A 16,083-nucleotide genomic window follows, 5' to 3' on the forward strand; every position below is an offset into this window, starting at 1 on the left:
GCAAAGATTGCTATACTTTTCGCCGTTTCCGGCCGCCCAGCCGGATGTTTCGCGCGTGTCCGCGCGCGCGGGCCCACTGCCCTGCGGGTCGGCATAAAAACCTCTTTGAACGCCTTTCAGCGGGCGCCTCCAGCGGAGATCGTCTTGGCTGTTTCCAATCTTGTCGTGGACGATACTGAAACCGACGCCGCTGCCGCCACGTCCGGCAGCTCGTTTTATCTTGCGATGCGCATCTTGCCGGCGGCGCAGCGCGATGCGATGTACCAGGTCTACGCCTTCTGCCGCGCCGTCGACGACATCGCCGACAGCGACCGGCCGCGCGCCGAGCGCGCGGCCGGGCTCGACCAATGGCGCGCCGACATCGACGCTTGCTACGCCGGCCAGCCGCGCGCGTCGCTGCGCGCGCTGACGCGGCACATTCACACGTTTCATCTGCAACGCGAGGATTTTCACGCAATGATCGACGGCATGGCGATGGATGCCGCCGCCGACATCTGCGCGCCCGACGACGCCACGCTCGACCTCTATTGCGACCGCGTCGCGAGCGCGGCCGGCCGTCTGTCGGTGAGGATATTCGGGATGCGTGACGAGCCGGGCCGGCTGCTCGCGCACCATCTCGGCCGCGCGCTGCAGCTCACCAACATCCTGCGCGATATCGACGAAGACGCCGTCATCAACCGCTGCTATCTACCGCGCGAGCTGCTCGCGCGCGAAGGCATCGCGGCCACGGACCCGCGGCAGATCGCTGACGATCCGACGCTGCCGCGCGTCTGCGCGACGCTCGCCGAGCGCGCGAAGCAGCACTTCGCCGAGTCCGACGCGATCATGGATCACGAGCCGCGCGCTCAGGTGCGCGCGCCGCGCATCATGTCGGGCGTCTATCGCGTGCTGCTCGAGCGCGCGCTGGAGCGCGGCTTCGACGTTCCGCGCACGAAGGTCCGCAAGCCGAAGCTGCGCCTGCTGTGGATCGTCGCGCGTTACGCGCTTTTCTGAGCTGATGCCGAAGCTCGTCCACGTGGTCGGCGCGGGCGTGGCCGGGCTCGCCGCCGCCGTGCAACTGCAGCGGCGCGGCGCGCGGGTCGTGCTGCACGAAGCGCAGGATCACGCGGGCGGCCGCTGCCGTTCGTACTACGACGCGAAGCTTGGTGCGACGCTCGACAGCGGCAATCACATCGTGCTGTCGGCCAATGCCGCGACGCTCAACTACGTGCGCGCGATCGGCGCCGCCGACGAACTGGTCGGCCCCACGCAGCCCGAGTATCCGTTCGTCGATCTGGCCACGCGTTCGCGCTGGAGCGTGCGTCTGTCGCCGGGGAGTTTGCCGTGGTGGATTTTCGATGCGCACGCGCGCGTGCCGAACACGGGCCCGACCGATTACCTGTCGCTCGTGCCGCTGCTGTTTGCGAAACCGGGCCGCAGCGTCGCGCAGACGATGCGCTGTCACGGTCCGCTGTGGGAACGGCTGCTGCGGCCGCTGCTGCATGTGCTGCTGAATCTGGAGCCGCGCGACGCCTCGGCCGAACTGACCGGCGCGCTCGTGCGCGAAACGCTGCTCGCGGGCGGGCTCGCGTGCCGGCCGCTGGTCGCGCGTAATGGTCTTGGCAGCGCGTTCGTCGATCCGGCGCTGCGTCTGCTGCAACATGGCGGCGCGACGATCCGGCTCGGTTCGCGTCTGCGCGACATCACGTTCGCGGCCGACCCGGCCCGTGTGCAGGCGCTGCATTTCGACGATGAGAGCATCGCGCTCGGCGCGAACGAGGCGGTGATTCTCGCGCTGCCGCCCGAAGCCGCGGTGGCTCTCGTGCCGGGCCTGCGCGCGCCGACGCGTTTCGCGGCCGTGCTCAACGTGCATTTCGCGGTCGAGCCGCCGTTCGGCCTGCCGCAGATCACCGCGCTGCTGAACGGAACGGCCGAATGGCTGTTTGCGTTCGACGACCGCCTGTCGGTGACGCTCAACGGCGCCGAGCGGCTCTTCGACACGCCACATGACGTGTTGGCGGCGACCGTCTGGGCCGAGGTCGCGCAGGTGGTCAATCTGCCGGCCGCGCCGCTGCCGCGCTGGCAGGTGGTGATGGAATCGCGCGCGACGTTTGCCGCGCTGCCCGCGCAGGAGACATTGCGGGCGGGTACGCGCACTCGCTGGAACAATTTGCTGCTCGCGGGCGACTGGACGGCCACCGGCCTGCCCGCGATGCTCGAAGGCGCGGTCCGCTCCGGCCGGAAGGCCGCGGATACGCTGCTGAATCAACCGATGGAACGCAGATGAACGACTTATCTCACACCCAGCCGCTCGACGCGGCGCTGCCCGAAGCCGCCGATGCGGCGCCGGACCTGGCCGAAGCTGCCGTGGTTGCCAACGCGCCCGCCGTGGCGGACGCATTGGCAACCGCAACGCCGGCGCCCGAGCAGGGCGCGAGCGCGCTCGACGCATCGATCACGCGCGCGACCGATGCGATCCTGGCCGCGCAGCAACCGGACGGCCATTGGGTCTACGAACTCGAAGCCGACGCGACGATTCCGGCCGAATACGTGTTGCTGGTCCACTATCTCGGCGAAACGCCGAACCTCGAACTCGAACAGAAGATCGCGCGTTATCTGCGCCGCATCCAGTTGCCGGACGGCGGCTGGCCGCTCTTCACCGACGGCGCGCTCGACATCAGCGCGAGCGTGAAGGCGTACTTCGCGCTGAAGATGATCGGCGACCCGGTCGATGCCGAGCACATGGTGCGCGCGCGCGACGCGATCCTCGCGCACGGCGGCGCGGAACACGTGAACGTGTTCACGCGAATCCTGCTCGCCCTCTTTGGCGTGGTGTCGTGGCGCGCGGTGCCGATGATGCCGGTCGAGATCATGCTGCTGCCGGTGTGGTTCCCGTTCCATCTGTCGAAGGTGTCGTACTGGGCGCGCACGGTGATCGTGCCGCTGCTGGTGCTCAACGCGAAGCGGCCGCTCGCGCGTAATCCGCGCAAGGTGCGCATCGACGAACTGTTCCGCGGCGCGCCGGTGAACACCGGCATGAACGAGCGCGCACCGCATCAGCACGCGGGCTGGTTCGGCCTGTTCCGTTGTGTCGATTCGGTGCTGCGCGCGGTCGACGGCCTGTTGCCGAAGGCGACCCGCGAGCGCGCGATCCGCGCGGCGGTCGCGTTCGTCGACGAACGGCTGAACGGCGAGGACGGCCTCGGCGCGATTTTCCCGGCGATGGCCAATTCGGTGATGATGTACGACGTGCTCGGCTATCCGGCCGATCATCCGCATCGCGCGATCGCTCGCAAATCTCTCGACAAGCTGCTCCTCATCAAGGACGACGAAGCTTATTGCCAGCCGTGTCTGTCGCCGGTGTGGGATACGTCGCTCGCCGCGCACGCTTTGCTCGAAACCGGCGAAGCGCGCGCCGAACAGGCGGCCGAACGCGGGCTTGCGTGGCTGCGTCCGCTGCAGATTCTCGACGTGCGCGGCGACTGGATTTCGCGCCGCCCCAACGTGCGGCCGGGCGGCTGGGCGTTCCAGTACAACAACGCGCATTTCCCGGATGTCGACGATACCGCGGTGGTCGCGATGGCGATGCATCGCTCGGCGGCGCTCACGCAATCCGATGTGGATCGCGAAGCAATTGCCCGCGCGCGCGAATGGGTGGTCGGCATGCAAAGCAGCGACGGCGGCTGGGGCGCGTTCGAACCGGAAAACACGCAGTACTACCTGAACAACATTCCGTTCTCGGACCACGGCGCGCTGCTCGATCCGCCGACCGCGGACGTGTCGGGCCGCTGTCTGTCGATGTTCGCGCAGATCGGCGAGCTGCCGCAAAGCAGCGAGCCGGCGCGGCGCGCGTTCGACTACATGCTGCAGGAGCAGGAGTCGGACGGCAGCTGGTACGGCCGCTGGGGCCTGAACTACATCTACGGCACATGGACCGCGCTGTGCTCGCTGAACGCGGCCGGCATGCCACACGACGACCCGCGCATGCGGCGCGCGGTGCAATGGCTCGTGTCGATCCAGAACGACGACGGCGGCTGGGGCGAGGGCGGCGAGAGCTACAAGCTCGACTATCGCGGCTACGAGCGTGCGCCGAGCACCGCGTCGCAGACAGCCTGGGCGCTGCTCGGACTGATGGCGGCGGGGGAGGTTGATCACGAGGCGGTGGCGCGCGGTATCGACTATCTGCAGCGTGAGCAACGCGAGCATGGGCTGTGGGACGAAACGCGCTTTACCGCGACCGGCTTTCCGCGCGTGTTTTATCTGCGCTACCACGGCTATCGCAAGTTCTTCCCGCTGTGGGCGCTCGCGCGCTTCCGTCATCTGAAGCGCAATAGGCTCACGCGCGTCACGGTCGGGATGTGACGGATGTCCGTGTCGATGACGCCGTCCGTGGGGACGGGCGCTAGCAGCTTGCCGGTGATCGTCGTGACGGGCATGGCGTTCGAGGCGCGCATCGCGCGCGGCGACGGCAGCGAGCGCGTCGAAGTCGTGTACGCGGCGCGCGCCGATCTGCTCGAGCGCGCGCTGAACGCCGCGGTCGCTCGCGGCGCGGCGGGGATCGTCAGTTTCGGCACGGCGGGTGGGCTCGCGCCGGATCTGCAGCCGGGCGCGCTGATCGTCGCGGATGCCGTGCATGGGCCGTTCGGGCGTATCGACACGGATCGGCAATGGGCGGAGCGGATTGCCGCCGCCGTGACCAACGTCAGGACGGCCGAAGGGCTCGCGGGACGTCTGCGCCGTGGCGCGATGGCGGCGGTCGCCGCGCCGCTGATCACCGCCGAAGACAAACGCGCGCTGCACGGATCGACCGGCGCGCTCGCGGTGGATATGGAATCGCACATCGCTGGCGCGACCGCTGCCGCGCACGGTCTGCCGTTCGCCGTGTGTCGCGCGATCGTCGATCCGGCCTGGCGCACGCTGCCGCCGGCCGCGACCGCTGGTTTGCGCGACGACGGCAGCACCGCCCTCGGGCCAATTCTGCGCGAATTGCTGCGGCAGCCGTCGCAACTCGGCGCGCTGCTGCGCCTCGCCGGCGATGCGCGCGCCGCGCGGACTACGCTGGTCGAGGCGCGGGAGGCCTTGGGGAAGGGCGGCGCGCTGCGGATCGCGGGCGTCAGCAGTTGAGCGACGGGGATGGCGGTTAGCCATCCCGACTGCGTCTGGGGCCGGCAGCAAGTCGCTAGCGTGTGCGGGACTCACCCCTGGAGCGGCGACTCGAGTCTTCGCCCAGGTCCCTTAGGCGACAGGCGATCGCGGCGAGCAGAAGCGCCACTTTATCGACGATCCAATTCATACCAATTCCGCTCGATGGAGCGCCAGACAGGCGTAGTGCCGGCGCGCTGGCCTATTTGTCAGCACTTCCGGATGGCGATGGATGAATGCCAGCATGGTCTGTGGAACGACCAATCCGAGGCGATCAATTGTAGTGAGGCGGCGCGTTCGCTGATTCAATGGCTTTGGTGTCCCATGTTCCGAGTCGCACGTCTTCTGCCCGCATGCGTAGGGTCAGCGGCACCAGGTCCGCCTGCACGGCGGTCCCAGATATTGGTGTCAAGCACGGCAGCCTGTCCTCGGGTAGCACCAGGCGGCCGAATGAATACCGGTTATTGCTCACAATGTCCACCGGTTAAAAAGAGAAAATTCTAGCCGATGAATGCCCGTTTTTATTTTGTGATGGCATCCTCCACAATAAAAATGGTGAATCTATTGTAAATTCTTGTCACATTCCGTATTAATAATTGACTTGCATCGAGTGGCGATAATTATCAGGCTCCTCTTCTTAAGGAGCCTGATAAAAATGGCATGGTACAAAACCGGCGCGGTACGATACCTGCAAGCTAACGCTAGGCTATCGAGCCAGAGCCGATGCGCGGAGTACACCAGGCGTGCGATTGAAGCGGGAGGACTGCGGATTACGCATACGGCGTACGCGAAAGATTACGGCTCTCGCTCGTGGGAGCGGGGTTTCACGAGGTGGATGGCACTCCGCAGCGCGGCGACGTGGTAGTTATTCAGGCCATTACGGGTCATCCATACGGCCACATGGCGATGTTTGACGGCCAGATATGGATATCGGATTTTCGACAATTGCATGGGTTTTATCGGGGTCAGGCCTATCGAACCATGAAACCTGCATACAAAATATTCCGGCACGACTGACAATGAGTAAATTTCTTTTGCGCGTTTTTGCCTCACTGGCTCTTGCGTTGGTACTCGAGCCGGGTGTAACCACCGCAGCGACTCCGGATACACCAGAAGCCGCAGTGAAGGCGTTTTACACTTGGTATTTGCAGCGGGAGGGCAGCGTTTATCAACTGACGGATAGCCACATTTACAACTATGTGGCAAAACCGACGGTCGATAATCTGCGGGACGACTATCGCCACAAACGCTTGCCGGGCGGTGCGGACTACTTCACGCGGGTGCAAGACCTCGATCCGCAAATATGGCTCACAACGATGACTTTGCATCCGGCAATCGCGCTCGGCGGGACGGCGGTAATTCCAGTGACGTTCGGGTTAACGGAAAAACAGAATCTCGTCGTGTTCGTCGCAAAGGAAAACGGGCATTGGCGGATAACCAAGGTAGAGGACACAACCGGCTATCAGGGATTCCACCAGTATGACCCGATGGATTAGGGAATACGTTCCCAACCTGCCCGCCCGCTGTCGAGCGGGCTTTTTCCGTCGGCGCTGCATGGCCGCACGAGTATCCGTTCCGCGGACGAGCAGTTCGCTCACTATCGCGCGAACTCCAAGCCGGTACCGCAAACGGCACCCGTCAGGGCCGTCGAGGAAGGGTGACGTCTGGCTGTACTTCAGCGTGGGGCGCCCATCCAGGGCGCCCCGCTGTGCCTTGTAGCGCTGGACTGAAGCGCCAGGGCACGGCGGCCGGCCCGGCGGCCGGTTCCCAGATCCCCTGGAGCGCTATTGCGGGGCCGACGCCGGCTCAGCAGGCACGGCTGGCGTAGCGCCCGCGCCACTGTCACCCGGATCGGTGTAGTTCGGCAGATCCCCGCTGGGCGCGTTGGTCGCTCCACCGGAAGCCCCATTGGGCGCCGGCGAGGACTCACCCGGATCGTTGTAATTCGGCAGCGCGCCGGTCGCGCCCTTGGCCGCGCCGCCCGCTCCCGAAGCGCCATTGGGCGTCTCGCCCACATCGCCCGGATCGGAGTAATTCGGCAGGCCGCCCGCCGGCGCGCCTGCCGCAGGGGCAGCAGCCGGGCTCGTATTGCCGTTATCGTCGTAGTTCGGCAGCGGCGGAGGGTTATTGCTCGTGCCGCGCAGACGCGCGAGGCGCTGCTGCACATAGGCATCACGAACGAACGAGTACTTGTCGAGCGCAGCCTGCTCCAGAAGGCTGGTCGCGCCGAGCAGATCCGCACGTGTGCTCACGAACTGCAGCACGTACAGCGGATTGCGGGTCGCGGGTTCGATATAGTTCAGCGGATTGAACTTCACATCGACGACGAGCCCCATGCTGTCGCGCACCGTGCTCGGCCCGAACAGCGGCAGCACCAGATACGGACCCGACGGAATGCCCCAATGCCCGAGCGTCAGACCGAAGTCCTGATGATGCTTGGGCAGACCGGCCGGCGTCGCCCAGTCGAGCAGGCCGCCAATGCCAAACACCGAGTTGAACGCGAAGCGCATGATGTCTTCGGTCGCATCGGTGATCTTCAGTTGCAGCAGCGCGTTTGCGGCGTTGGTGAGGTCGCCGAGGTTCGAGAAGAAATTGCTGACGGCGGTGCGCAGCGGCTGCGGCGTCACTTTCTGGTAGCCCTTCGCGACCGGCACCGCGATATAGCGATCGACGCCGTCATTGAAATTGAAGATCACCCGGTTCACCGGCTCGAACGGATCGCCCGGCTTGCGATCCGGAGCGGTCGCGCAGCCGGAAATGAGACCCGCGGCGGTGAGCGCCAGCGCGGTGTTACGCAGCTTCATGCTTATATTCCTTTTTGCTTCCCGCGACGTTGACGCGGCTTGCCCATCAGCACCGGCTGGAAAACCACCGCTCCGATCAGCGTGCAGAACAGCGAAAGCACGAGCAGCCTCCCCATGCTGGACGTGCCCGGATGGTGCGACAGCCACAGGCTACCAAACGCGGTGGCCGTTGTGGCGGCGCTGAACAGCACCGCATGCGTGAGGCTCGACTGCAACAGGCCGGTCTGGCCGTGGCGCCACGCCATCACGAAGTAGATCTTGAACGCGACGCCCACGCCGAGCATCAGCGGCAGCGCGATGATGTTCGCGAAGTTCAGCGGCATGCCGAATACCACGCACAGTTCGAGCGTGACGATCGCGGACACCAGCAACGGCACCAGCGTGCGCAGCACGTCGCCGACACGGCGCAGCGCGATCCACAGCAGCACGGCGATCGACAGCAGCGCATAGACGGCCGCCTCCAGGAACGCCTTGATGATCGTGTTGGCCGAATGCAGGATCGAGATCGGTCCGCCGATCGCGCCCGGCTCCGCCTTCTTCACCGCATGCGCGAAGCGCGCGAGCATCTGGTCGTCGTTTGGATCGACGCCGGGCGGCACCTTCGGCGCGATATCGACGAGCGCATGACCGCCCTTGCCGATCCACATCGCGATGATGCCTGGCGGCAGGGTCTGCTGGGTTATTTCGGTCGGCTGCAGAAGGTTCTCAAGCTGCTTCAAGGCGATGCGCAGCGTGTCGGACATCGCGACTTCGGCGCGGTCGCGCGTGGCGGCGTCGGCGGCGGCGAGCTTTTGCAAGGTCGCGGACAGGTGCTGCGCATCCGCCGCGCCCGGGCCCGGATGGTCCTCGGCCGCGAGCGACAACTGATTCGCCGCGCGCTTCAATGCGGCGACGCGCAACTCGTCGGTGGCTTGCGGCGCGGGCTGCTGTTGCAGCGCCGGCAGCAGCTGTTGCGCGGCGCTCGCGATCAGCATCATCTTCTGCTGCTGGTCGGCCGGCACGAAGGTGCTCAGCGTGTTGACGCGGCCCACTTCCGGCAGCTTGCGCAGTCGCTCGGCCATCGCGTCGGCGTCGGCAAGCGACGGCGCCAGCGCCTGCACGTTGTTCACCGCGGCTTCGGGCGAATCCTTCAGCGACAGCAACGTTGCCATCGACTCGGTATGCGGGTCCTTCAGATGCAGCGGATTGAAGTCGAAACGCAGGTGCGTGAGCAGCGGTGTCGCGCCGATCACGACAAGCAGCGTGCCGATCAACACCGGCTTGCGATGGCGGTCGAGGAAGTCGTCGACGGGCTCGAGCTGCTTGAAACCGGGCGAGGCGACTTCGCCCGGCGGATTGAAGAGCTTCAGCAGCGCTGGCAGCAAGGTCATGTTGGTGAAGTACGCGACGAACATGCCGACGCCCGCGATCTGGCCAAGCTCCGACACGCCGCGATAAGCGGTCGGCAGGAACGAGAAGAAGCTCAGCGCGACTGCCACGGCCGCGAGCGTGAGCGGCACGCCGATGCTGTGCGCGGTGTGCATCAGCGCGGCCGACAGCCGGTCGTCGCGGTTGCGCTCCTCGCGATACTTGACGCCGAACTGCACGCCGAAATCGACGCCGAGCCCGACGAACAGCACCATGAACGCGACCGAAATCATGTTGAGCGCGCCGACCATCAACAGGCCGAGCGCGGCCGTGATCGCGAGGCCGACGAACAGCGTGATGAACACGGCCGCGATCATGCGGCCCGAGCGCAGCGCGAGCCACAGAATGATCAGGACGACGATGAAAGTGCCGATGCCGTTCAGCACCGCACCGTCCTGCACTGACGCGAACTCCTCGTCGGCGAGTGGCTGCTCGCCGGTCAGGCGGATCGTCGCACCGTAGCGCTGCTGGAGATGCAGCGAGACCGCGGTTGCGCGAATCGCCCTCGACGCGCTCGCGCCCGGCTCCAGCGCGTCGTAGTTGACGACCGGATGCACGACGACAAACGAACGCGCCGGATTGGTGGCGGCGCTTTTATCGACGAGAGCGCGCCACGAGAACGCGGCGGGCTGGCCGGCCAGCACGCGATCGAGCGTGTTCGCGCTTTGCGCAAGCAGCCGGCTCATGTCAGGGAGTTTGACCTGGCCGAGTTGCAGCGGCAGCAGCAGGGTCGTAGTCAGCGTGCCGGCGAGACCGGTCAGGCTCGGATCATGCGCAAGTTGATTGACGAGCGGGCGCGACTGCACGAGTTGCGAGGTGGTGGACATCACCTCGTCGGTGGACAGAAACAGCAGGCCGTTGTGTTCGAAGAACGGGCCGCCGGCGGGCTGCGAGACCGACGTGAACTCCTTCGGATCGGCTCTGAGCGCGGCGGTCAGCGCGTTGGCGGCGGCGTCGGCGAATTCGGGCGCGCGCGCCTCGACCACCACCAGCACGGTGTCGCCACGGTCGGGGAAGGCGGCGTCGAGCGCGTTCTGGACTGCCGCCCATTGCTTGTCGGTCTCGATGAGACGGCTGATGTCCGTGTTGATCTTGAAGTTATGCGCGACGTATATGCCGCTCAGGACAGCGAGCACGATCGACAGCGCGATGATCCTCAGCGGATGACGCACCGAATACGCGACGAGACGGACGATAGATGACTTCAGCATGTAGGCGGACGTGGCCTTATCACGGGTGTTGTTTTTGACGAAGGTGCATAAGTATACAGAGCCCGGGCAAGCAAGCCCGACTTCGGTAGCAAGTACGGCTCCTGACGGCTTCGTCCGGATGGGAACGTAATCCCCGCTATACTGGTGTACCTCTCTTTAGCCGCGGGGCTGCGGCCCGTCGGCGCTACTTCTTTCGAGTCGTGACAAGCGTATGAAACGATATCTGACTGCTTTTGTGGCTGCGGCCGTGGTATCCACGGCGGCGTTTGCGCAGAGCGCACCCGACGCGGTGGTAAAAAGTGCAGTCCAGGGCACGGTGGCTGCAATGAAGGCTGACCCGCAGGCGCGCGGCGGCGACATGGCGCAGATCACCCAGGTCGTCCAGACGCACTTCCTGCCCGCCACCGACTTTCAGCGCACCACACGTATCGCGGTAGGCAAGCCGTGGGCGACCGCGACGCCGGAGCAGCAGAAGCAACTGTACGAGCAGTTTACGCTGCTGCTCACGCGTACCTATGCCGCATCGCTGTCGCAACTGCGCGACCAGGACGTGAAGTTCCAGTTTGCGCCGGTCAGCGTGCAAGGCGGCGCGACCGACATCGTCGTGCAATCGCACGTGATCAGCAACGGCGGCGATGACGCGATCGACTACCGGCTCACCAAGGGGCCGTCGGGCTGGAAGATCTATGACATCAACATGATGGGCGCGTGGCTGATCCAGGTGTATCAGACGCAGTTCGCCGACCAGATCGCCAAAGGCGGCATCGACGGGCTGATCAAATTCCTGACCGCGCATAATGCGCGCGGCGCGTAAGCGGGTTGGTCGACAGAAGTTTCAATCGGTAAAAGCAAAGCGCGGTGGCCTTGATTGGCCACCGCGCTTTTTTTCGAGTTGCTTGCGCTAACGATCAGGCGCAATACAGGGGCGGCGCGCGGCCGCTCTCCTGTCGAACGCCTCAGTGCGCGGCCGTCGCGGTCTCCACCTTCTTGCCCTTGCCGGCGCGCGTGATTTCTTCGAGCTTGATCTCGACGTGACGCGAGAACACGTACTCGGCGGGACGCTGCTTGTCGAGCGGAATGTCCTGCGCGAACGCGCCCGTGGTTTTCGGGCCGCGCATGCTGACCTTCAGCGCCTTCAGCGGATGCGCAACCGTGTCCATCACGGCCGTCGCTTCGAAACCGCAGTGGACCATGCAGTCCGCGCACTTCTCGTAGTTGCCGGTGCCGTACTTGTCCCAGTCCGTGGTTTCCATCAGTTCCTTGAAGGTCTTCACGTAGCCTTCGCCGACCAGATAGCACGGTTTTTGCCAGCCGAACACGGTACGCGCCGGGTTGCCCCACGGCGTGCATTCGTAGGTCTGGTTGCCCGCGAGGAAGTCGAGGAACATCGCCGACTGGCTGAACGACCAGTTCTTGCCGTTGTTGCCGCGCTTGAAGATTTCGCGGAACAGCTGCTTGGTCTTGTCGCGGTTCAGGAAGTGCTGCTGATCCGGCGCGCGCTCATACGCATAACCCGGCGATACCGTGATGCCGTCGACGCCCATCGGGCCCAACGTGTCGAAGAACTTCGCCACGCGTTCCGGCTGCGCGTCGTTGAACAGCGTGCAGTTGATGTTGACGCGGAAGCCGCGGCGCTTCGCTTCGCGGATCGCGGCCACGGCCTTCTCGTACACGCCTTCCTGCGACACCGAGTGATCGTGCGCTTCCTTGTCGCCGTCAAGGTGAACCGACCACACGAAGTACGGATTCGGCTCGTAGTCGTCCATCTTCTTTTCCATCAGCAGCGCGTTCGTGCACAGGTACACGAACTTCTTGCGCGCCATGATGCCCTTGACGATCTGCGGCATTTCCTTGTGCAGCAGCGGCTCGCCACCCGCGATCGACACGACCGGAGCACCGCATTCGTCGACGGCCTGCAGGCATTCTTCCAGCGACAGACGCTGGTTCAGAATCGGATCCGGATAGTCGATCTTGCCGCAGCCATTGCAGGCGAGATTGCAGCGAAACAGCGGCTCCAGCATCAGGGCGAGCGGATAGCGTTTGTTGCCGGAGAGATGCTGGCGCATGATGTATGCGCCGACGCGGACTTTCTGTAGCAGCGGAATAGACAAGGCGTCCTCCTTAAACTTCGCGTGCAGCGAGTGGTTGCATCAGTTTCGATGGCAACTTGAATTCGACTTTTTCTTCACGGCCCGCCATCGTCGTGACATCGACGGGCCCCAATGCGCGTAGCGCATCGATTACGTTTTCGACCATTTCTTCGGGCGCCGACGCGCCGGCCGTGATGCCGACCGTGTGCACGTTGGCGAACCATTCCGGCTTCACTTCAGAGCCGTCGGCGACGAGGTAGCTCGCCACGCCGCTCTCGCTGCCGATTTCGCGCAGCCGGTTCGAGTTCGAGCTGTTGGTCGCGCCGACCACCAGCAGTACATCGACCTCTTTGCTCAATTCGCGCACCGCCGCCTGGCGGTTCTGCGTTGCATAGCAGATGTCGCGCGTGTCGGGACCGACCATGTCGGTAAAGCGGCGCAGCAGCGCGTCGATGATGCCGCGCGTGTCGTCGACCGACAACGTGGTTTGCGTCACGTAGGCGAGCGGCGCATCGACCGGCAACTCGAGTTTCGCGACTTCTGCCTCGCTCTGCACGAGCAGCACCGTGCCGGGGATCTGGCCGATCGTGCCTTCCACTTCTGGATGGCCGGCGTGGCCGATCAGGATCAGCGTGCGGCCGGCGGCCACGTACTGACGACCTTGTACGTGCACCTTGGTCACGAGCGGGCAGGTTGCGTCGAGCACGTCGAGGCCGCGCGCTTCGGCATCACGTTCGACGGTTTGCGCAACACCATGCGCGCTGAATATCGCGACGGCACCTTGCGGCACTTCGTCGAGTTCCTCGACGAAACGCGCGCCCTTCTGGCGCAGATTGTCGACCACGTGACGGTTATGGACAATCTCGTGGCGGACATACACGGGCGCGCCGTGTTGCTGTAACGCACGATCGACGATTTCGATTGCGCGGACAACGCCCGCACAAAAGCCGCGCGGCTGAGCAAGGATGACTCGCATAAGTTGGCGAACTCCGACTAACGCGGGTTTCGAAGAAGTCGTGAAACTGACTTTATCGCCGCGCTCATCTTGATTAGTTGACGTCTTGAGCCCCGGCGACCGGCCGGTACAGCAAAACCAAACGCGCATTCTAACGCTATCGGGGCCACTTTGCTTTTTGCTGCGGCCCCTGTGTTGGCCGCTTGCCGCACCCGCTGGGCCGTGCGGAGGACCGGGGCGGCGAGCGTTACAACGATGTAAGGAGTCAGCGTGGGATTGCCTCGTAACGCGCCCGACCATGACCGCACACTGCACCGTCACGGCGGAACCCTTAAACTACCGATCCTTGCCGCGCGGACATCGCGCTGTATTACAGAATGGTTTCGAGGCTCGCTGGATGGACGTCGATCAGCACGAAAACTTTCCGATCGCGAGCGTGTTGCTGCCTAAGGCCCTACGCGCGCCTGTCGGTATTATCTATCAGGTCGTGCGCACTGCGGCCGATATCTCCGCCGAAGGCCAGTGGAGCGCCGCCGAGCGGCATGCCCGGCTGGCCGATTTCCGCGCCGGGCTCGACGCGATCGCGCAACGGCGCGCCGCGTCCGTGCATGCGCTGTTGTTCGGCAAGCTCGCTGGCGTGATCGCGCAATACGAGCTGCCCCTCGAACCTTTCTACGATCTGCTCGAGGGCTGCGCGCAGGACATCGATACGAATCGCTATGCGGATCGCGCCGCGCTCGTCGACTATTGCCGCCGCTCGGCGCATCCGGTCGGGCATCTGCTGCTGCATCTGGTCGGCGCGGCGACGCCGCACAATCTTGCCGACGCCGACGCGATCTGCACGGCGTCGCAGCTGATCAGCTTCTGGCTCGACGTCGCCGCCGACTGGCAACGACAGCACGTGTACCTGCCGCAAGCCGATTTGCGCCGCTTCGGCGTGACCGAGGCGCAGATTGCCGATGGTGTCGTCGACGATGCGTGGCGCGCGCTGATGGCGTATGAAATCGCCTTCGTGCGCGCCACGCTGGTCCGCGGCGCACCGCTCGCGCTGCGCATGCCGGGGCGGCTAGGCATCGAGCTGTGCGGCGCGGTGCATGCAGGCTTTCGGTTTCTCGAGCGCATCGAGCGCGCGGATTACGATGTGTTCCGCGCGCGCCCGGTCCTCAATCTGTTCGACTGGTGCGTGGTGGCGGCGCGCACCCTGAAAATGCGACTATCCAGACGCGTCGGCATGGCGGCGCGCTCAATCGAGGGTAATGCTTAATGGCGGCGGTCCTGTTCGTTCTTTCGTGTGTTTCCCTGCTGATCTGGTGCGTGCTGCTGTTCGCGCGTGGCGGCTTCTGGCGCGCGCGTCCCGCCGCGCCGCTGGCCATCGCGGCGCGCGACGCATGGCCGGCCGTCGCGGCCGTCGTACCGGCGCGCAATGAAGTCGACGTGATCGCCGAGGCGGTCACGTCGCTGCTCGAGCAGGACTACGCAGGCGCGTTCCACGTGATCGTCGTCGACGATCACAGCACCGACGGCACCGCCGACGCCGCGCGTGCCGCAGCGCTGCGGCTGCAATGTCCGGAGCGCCTCACCGTGCTGAGCGCGAAGCCGTTGCCCCCGGGCTGGTCCGGCAAGGTGTGGGCGCAGTCGCAGGGCATCGAGGCGGTGCGCACGCTCGATCTGCCGGCCGAATTCCTGTTGCTGACCGATGCCGACATCGGCCATCCCGCCGAGGCGTTGACGCAGCTCGTCGCGCGCGCGGATGCCGAAAAGCGCGACCTCGTCTCGCTGATGGTCCGGCTGCGCTGCGATTCGTTCTGGGAAAAGGCGCTGATTCCGGCCTTCGTGTTCTTCTTCGCGAAGCTGTATCCGTTCGCGTGGGTCAACAATCCACGCAACCGCACCGCGGCCGCGGCGGGCGGCTGCATGCTGGTGCGCCGCGCGGCGCTCGAGGAAGCGGGCGGCATCGAGTCGATTCGCGCCGAGCTGATCGACGATTGCAGTCTTGCCGCGCGCATCAAGCATCGTGGCGCCGGCCGTCATCCGATCCGGCTCGATGTGGCGGCGAAGAGCGTGTCGCTGCGTCCCTACGATAGCTGGCACGACATCTGGAACATGATCGCGCGCACCGCGTTCACGCAGCTGCGCTACTCGCCGCTGCTGCTCGCGGGCACGCTCGTCGGCATGGCGATCATCTATCTGTTGCCGCCGGTCGCGGCGTTGATCCTCGGGCCGCTCGGCTGGCCGGCCTGGATCGCGTGGGCGGCAATGTGCTGCGCCTATGCGCCGATGCTCGTCTACTACCGGCGCTCACCGCTGTGGGCGCCGTTTCTGCCGCTCGTGGCGCTGTTCTATGTCGGCGCAACGTTCGCATCGGCGGTGCGCTACTGGGGTGGCAAGGGTGGGCAGTGGAAGGCGCGCGTGCAGGCGCCGGTGCAGGAGCGCTGAAGTCTGTCGATGGCCGATGCGCTCGTCGGATGCAGAAGGCGGACGTAAAAAAAGCGGCT

The 16,083-nt window shown here is 65.3% G+C and carries 12 protein-coding genes; 8 read left to right on the forward strand and 4 right to left on the reverse strand.

All coding sequences use genetic code 11. The features are described from left to right. Positions 1 to 144 precede the first annotated feature (144 nt). The 5 genes from hpnD to OKW37_RS23290 all read left to right on the forward strand — a co-directional run bounded on the left by hpnD (position 145) and on the right by OKW37_RS23290 (position 6,617). On the forward strand, positions 145 to 993 hold the full coding sequence (gene hpnD, locus OKW37_RS23270) for a presqualene diphosphate synthase HpnD (RefSeq protein ID WP_429403891.1): 849 nt from the start codon (positions 145 to 147) through the stop codon (positions 991 to 993). A 4-nt stretch (positions 994 to 997) separates the two neighbouring features. Continuing rightward, positions 998 to 2,266 carry a hydroxysqualene dehydroxylase HpnE gene (hpnE, locus tag OKW37_RS23275; RefSeq protein WP_429403892.1) on the forward strand — a complete coding sequence of 423 codons (1,269 nt, stop codon included), beginning with the start codon at positions 998 to 1,000 and terminating at the stop codon, positions 2,264 to 2,266. Further along, positions 2,263 to 4,341, forward strand: a complete 2,079-nt coding sequence (gene shc / locus OKW37_RS23280) for a squalene--hopene cyclase (RefSeq protein ID WP_429403893.1) — start codon at positions 2,263 to 2,265, stop codon at positions 4,339 to 4,341. The genes hpnE and shc overlap by 4 nt, the downstream gene beginning before the upstream one ends. Positions 4,342 to 4,344: 3 nt before the next feature. After that, complete coding sequence (locus OKW37_RS23285; RefSeq protein ID WP_429403894.1) at positions 4,345 to 5,103, forward strand: phosphorylase; 759 nt, start codon at positions 4,345 to 4,347, stop codon at positions 5,101 to 5,103. Positions 5,104 to 6,140: 1,037 nt separating this feature from the next. Beyond that, positions 6,141 to 6,617 carry a DUF3828 domain-containing protein gene (locus OKW37_RS23290; protein WP_184052756.1) on the forward strand — a complete coding sequence of 159 codons (477 nt, stop codon included), beginning with the start codon at positions 6,141 to 6,143 and terminating at the stop codon, positions 6,615 to 6,617. A gap of 288 nt (positions 6,618 to 6,905) precedes the next feature. Here OKW37_RS23290 and OKW37_RS23295 read toward each other — a convergent pair whose 3' ends face one another. Continuing rightward, complete coding sequence (locus OKW37_RS23295; protein WP_429403895.1) at positions 6,906 to 7,925, reverse strand: MlaA family lipoprotein; 1,020 nt, start codon at positions 7,923 to 7,925, stop codon at positions 6,906 to 6,908. A 2-nt stretch (positions 7,926 to 7,927) separates the two neighbouring features. Then, complete coding sequence (locus OKW37_RS23300; RefSeq protein ID WP_429403896.1) at positions 7,928 to 10,543, reverse strand: MMPL family transporter; 2,616 nt, start codon at positions 10,541 to 10,543, stop codon at positions 7,928 to 7,930. 211 nt (positions 10,544 to 10,754) lie between these two features. Between OKW37_RS23300 and OKW37_RS23305 the strand changes: the two genes are divergently transcribed. Continuing rightward, positions 10,755 to 11,357 (forward strand): MlaC/ttg2D family ABC transporter substrate-binding protein, encoded by a 603-nt coding sequence (locus OKW37_RS23305; protein ID WP_184057725.1) that lies wholly within the window; start codon positions 10,755 to 10,757, stop codon positions 11,355 to 11,357. Positions 11,358 to 11,499: 142 nt separating this feature from the next. Here OKW37_RS23305 and hpnH read toward each other — a convergent pair whose 3' ends face one another. Together hpnH and ispH are read right to left on the reverse strand one after the other, a co-directional pair. Further along, positions 11,500 to 12,654, reverse strand: coding sequence for an adenosyl-hopene transferase HpnH (gene hpnH / locus OKW37_RS23310; protein WP_018423996.1), 1,155 nt, complete (start codon positions 12,652 to 12,654; stop codon positions 11,500 to 11,502). Between the two features lie 10 nt (positions 12,655 to 12,664). Beyond that, positions 12,665 to 13,609 carry a 4-hydroxy-3-methylbut-2-enyl diphosphate reductase gene (gene ispH, locus OKW37_RS23315; RefSeq protein WP_090808097.1) on the reverse strand — a complete coding sequence of 315 codons (945 nt, stop codon included), beginning with the start codon at positions 13,607 to 13,609 and terminating at the stop codon, positions 12,665 to 12,667. A gap of 376 nt (positions 13,610 to 13,985) precedes the next feature. Between ispH and hpnC the strand changes: the two genes are divergently transcribed. Together hpnC and OKW37_RS23325 are read left to right on the forward strand one after the other, a co-directional pair. Next, complete coding sequence (gene hpnC, locus OKW37_RS23320; RefSeq protein WP_429403897.1) at positions 13,986 to 14,852, forward strand: squalene synthase HpnC; 867 nt, start codon at positions 13,986 to 13,988, stop codon at positions 14,850 to 14,852. Next, a complete protein-coding gene (locus OKW37_RS23325; protein WP_429403898.1) occupies positions 14,852 to 16,024 on the forward strand; it encodes a glycosyltransferase in 1,173 nt (390 codons plus the stop codon). Before hpnC ends, OKW37_RS23325 begins: the two co-directional genes overlap by 1 nt. Positions 16,025 to 16,083 lie beyond the last annotated feature (59 nt).

This window comes from Paraburkholderia sp. MM5482-R2, from assembly GCF_050436125.1.
Lineage (GTDB): Bacteria > Pseudomonadota > Gammaproteobacteria > Burkholderiales > Burkholderiaceae > Paraburkholderia > Paraburkholderia tuberum.

Coding starts and splice junctions, on each gene's coding strand:
- hpnE (WP_429403892.1), top strand. CDS start 998: ATGCCGAAGCTCGTCCACGTGGTCGGCGCGGGCGTGGCCGGGCTCGCC.
- shc (WP_429403893.1), top strand. CDS start 2,263: ATGAACGACTTATCTCACACCCAGCCGCTCGACGCGGCGCTGCCCGAA.
- OKW37_RS23285 (WP_429403894.1), top strand. CDS start 4,345: ATGTCCGTGTCGATGACGCCGTCCGTGGGGACGGGCGCTAGCAGCTTG.
- OKW37_RS23290 (WP_184052756.1), top strand. CDS start 6,141: ATGAGTAAATTTCTTTTGCGCGTTTTTGCCTCACTGGCTCTTGCGTTG.
- OKW37_RS23295 (WP_429403895.1), bottom strand. CDS start 7,925: ATGAAGCTGCGTAACACCGCGCTGGCGCTCACCGCCGCGGGTCTCATT.
- OKW37_RS23300 (WP_429403896.1), bottom strand. CDS start 10,543: ATGCTGAAGTCATCTATCGTCCGTCTCGTCGCGTATTCGGTGCGTCAT.
- OKW37_RS23305 (WP_184057725.1), top strand. CDS start 10,755: ATGAAACGATATCTGACTGCTTTTGTGGCTGCGGCCGTGGTATCCACG.
- ispH (WP_090808097.1), bottom strand. CDS start 13,609: ATGCGAGTCATCCTTGCTCAGCCGCGCGGCTTTTGTGCGGGCGTTGTC.
- hpnC (WP_429403897.1), top strand. CDS start 13,986: ATGGACGTCGATCAGCACGAAAACTTTCCGATCGCGAGCGTGTTGCTG.
- OKW37_RS23325 (WP_429403898.1), top strand. CDS start 14,852: ATGGCGGCGGTCCTGTTCGTTCTTTCGTGTGTTTCCCTGCTGATCTGG.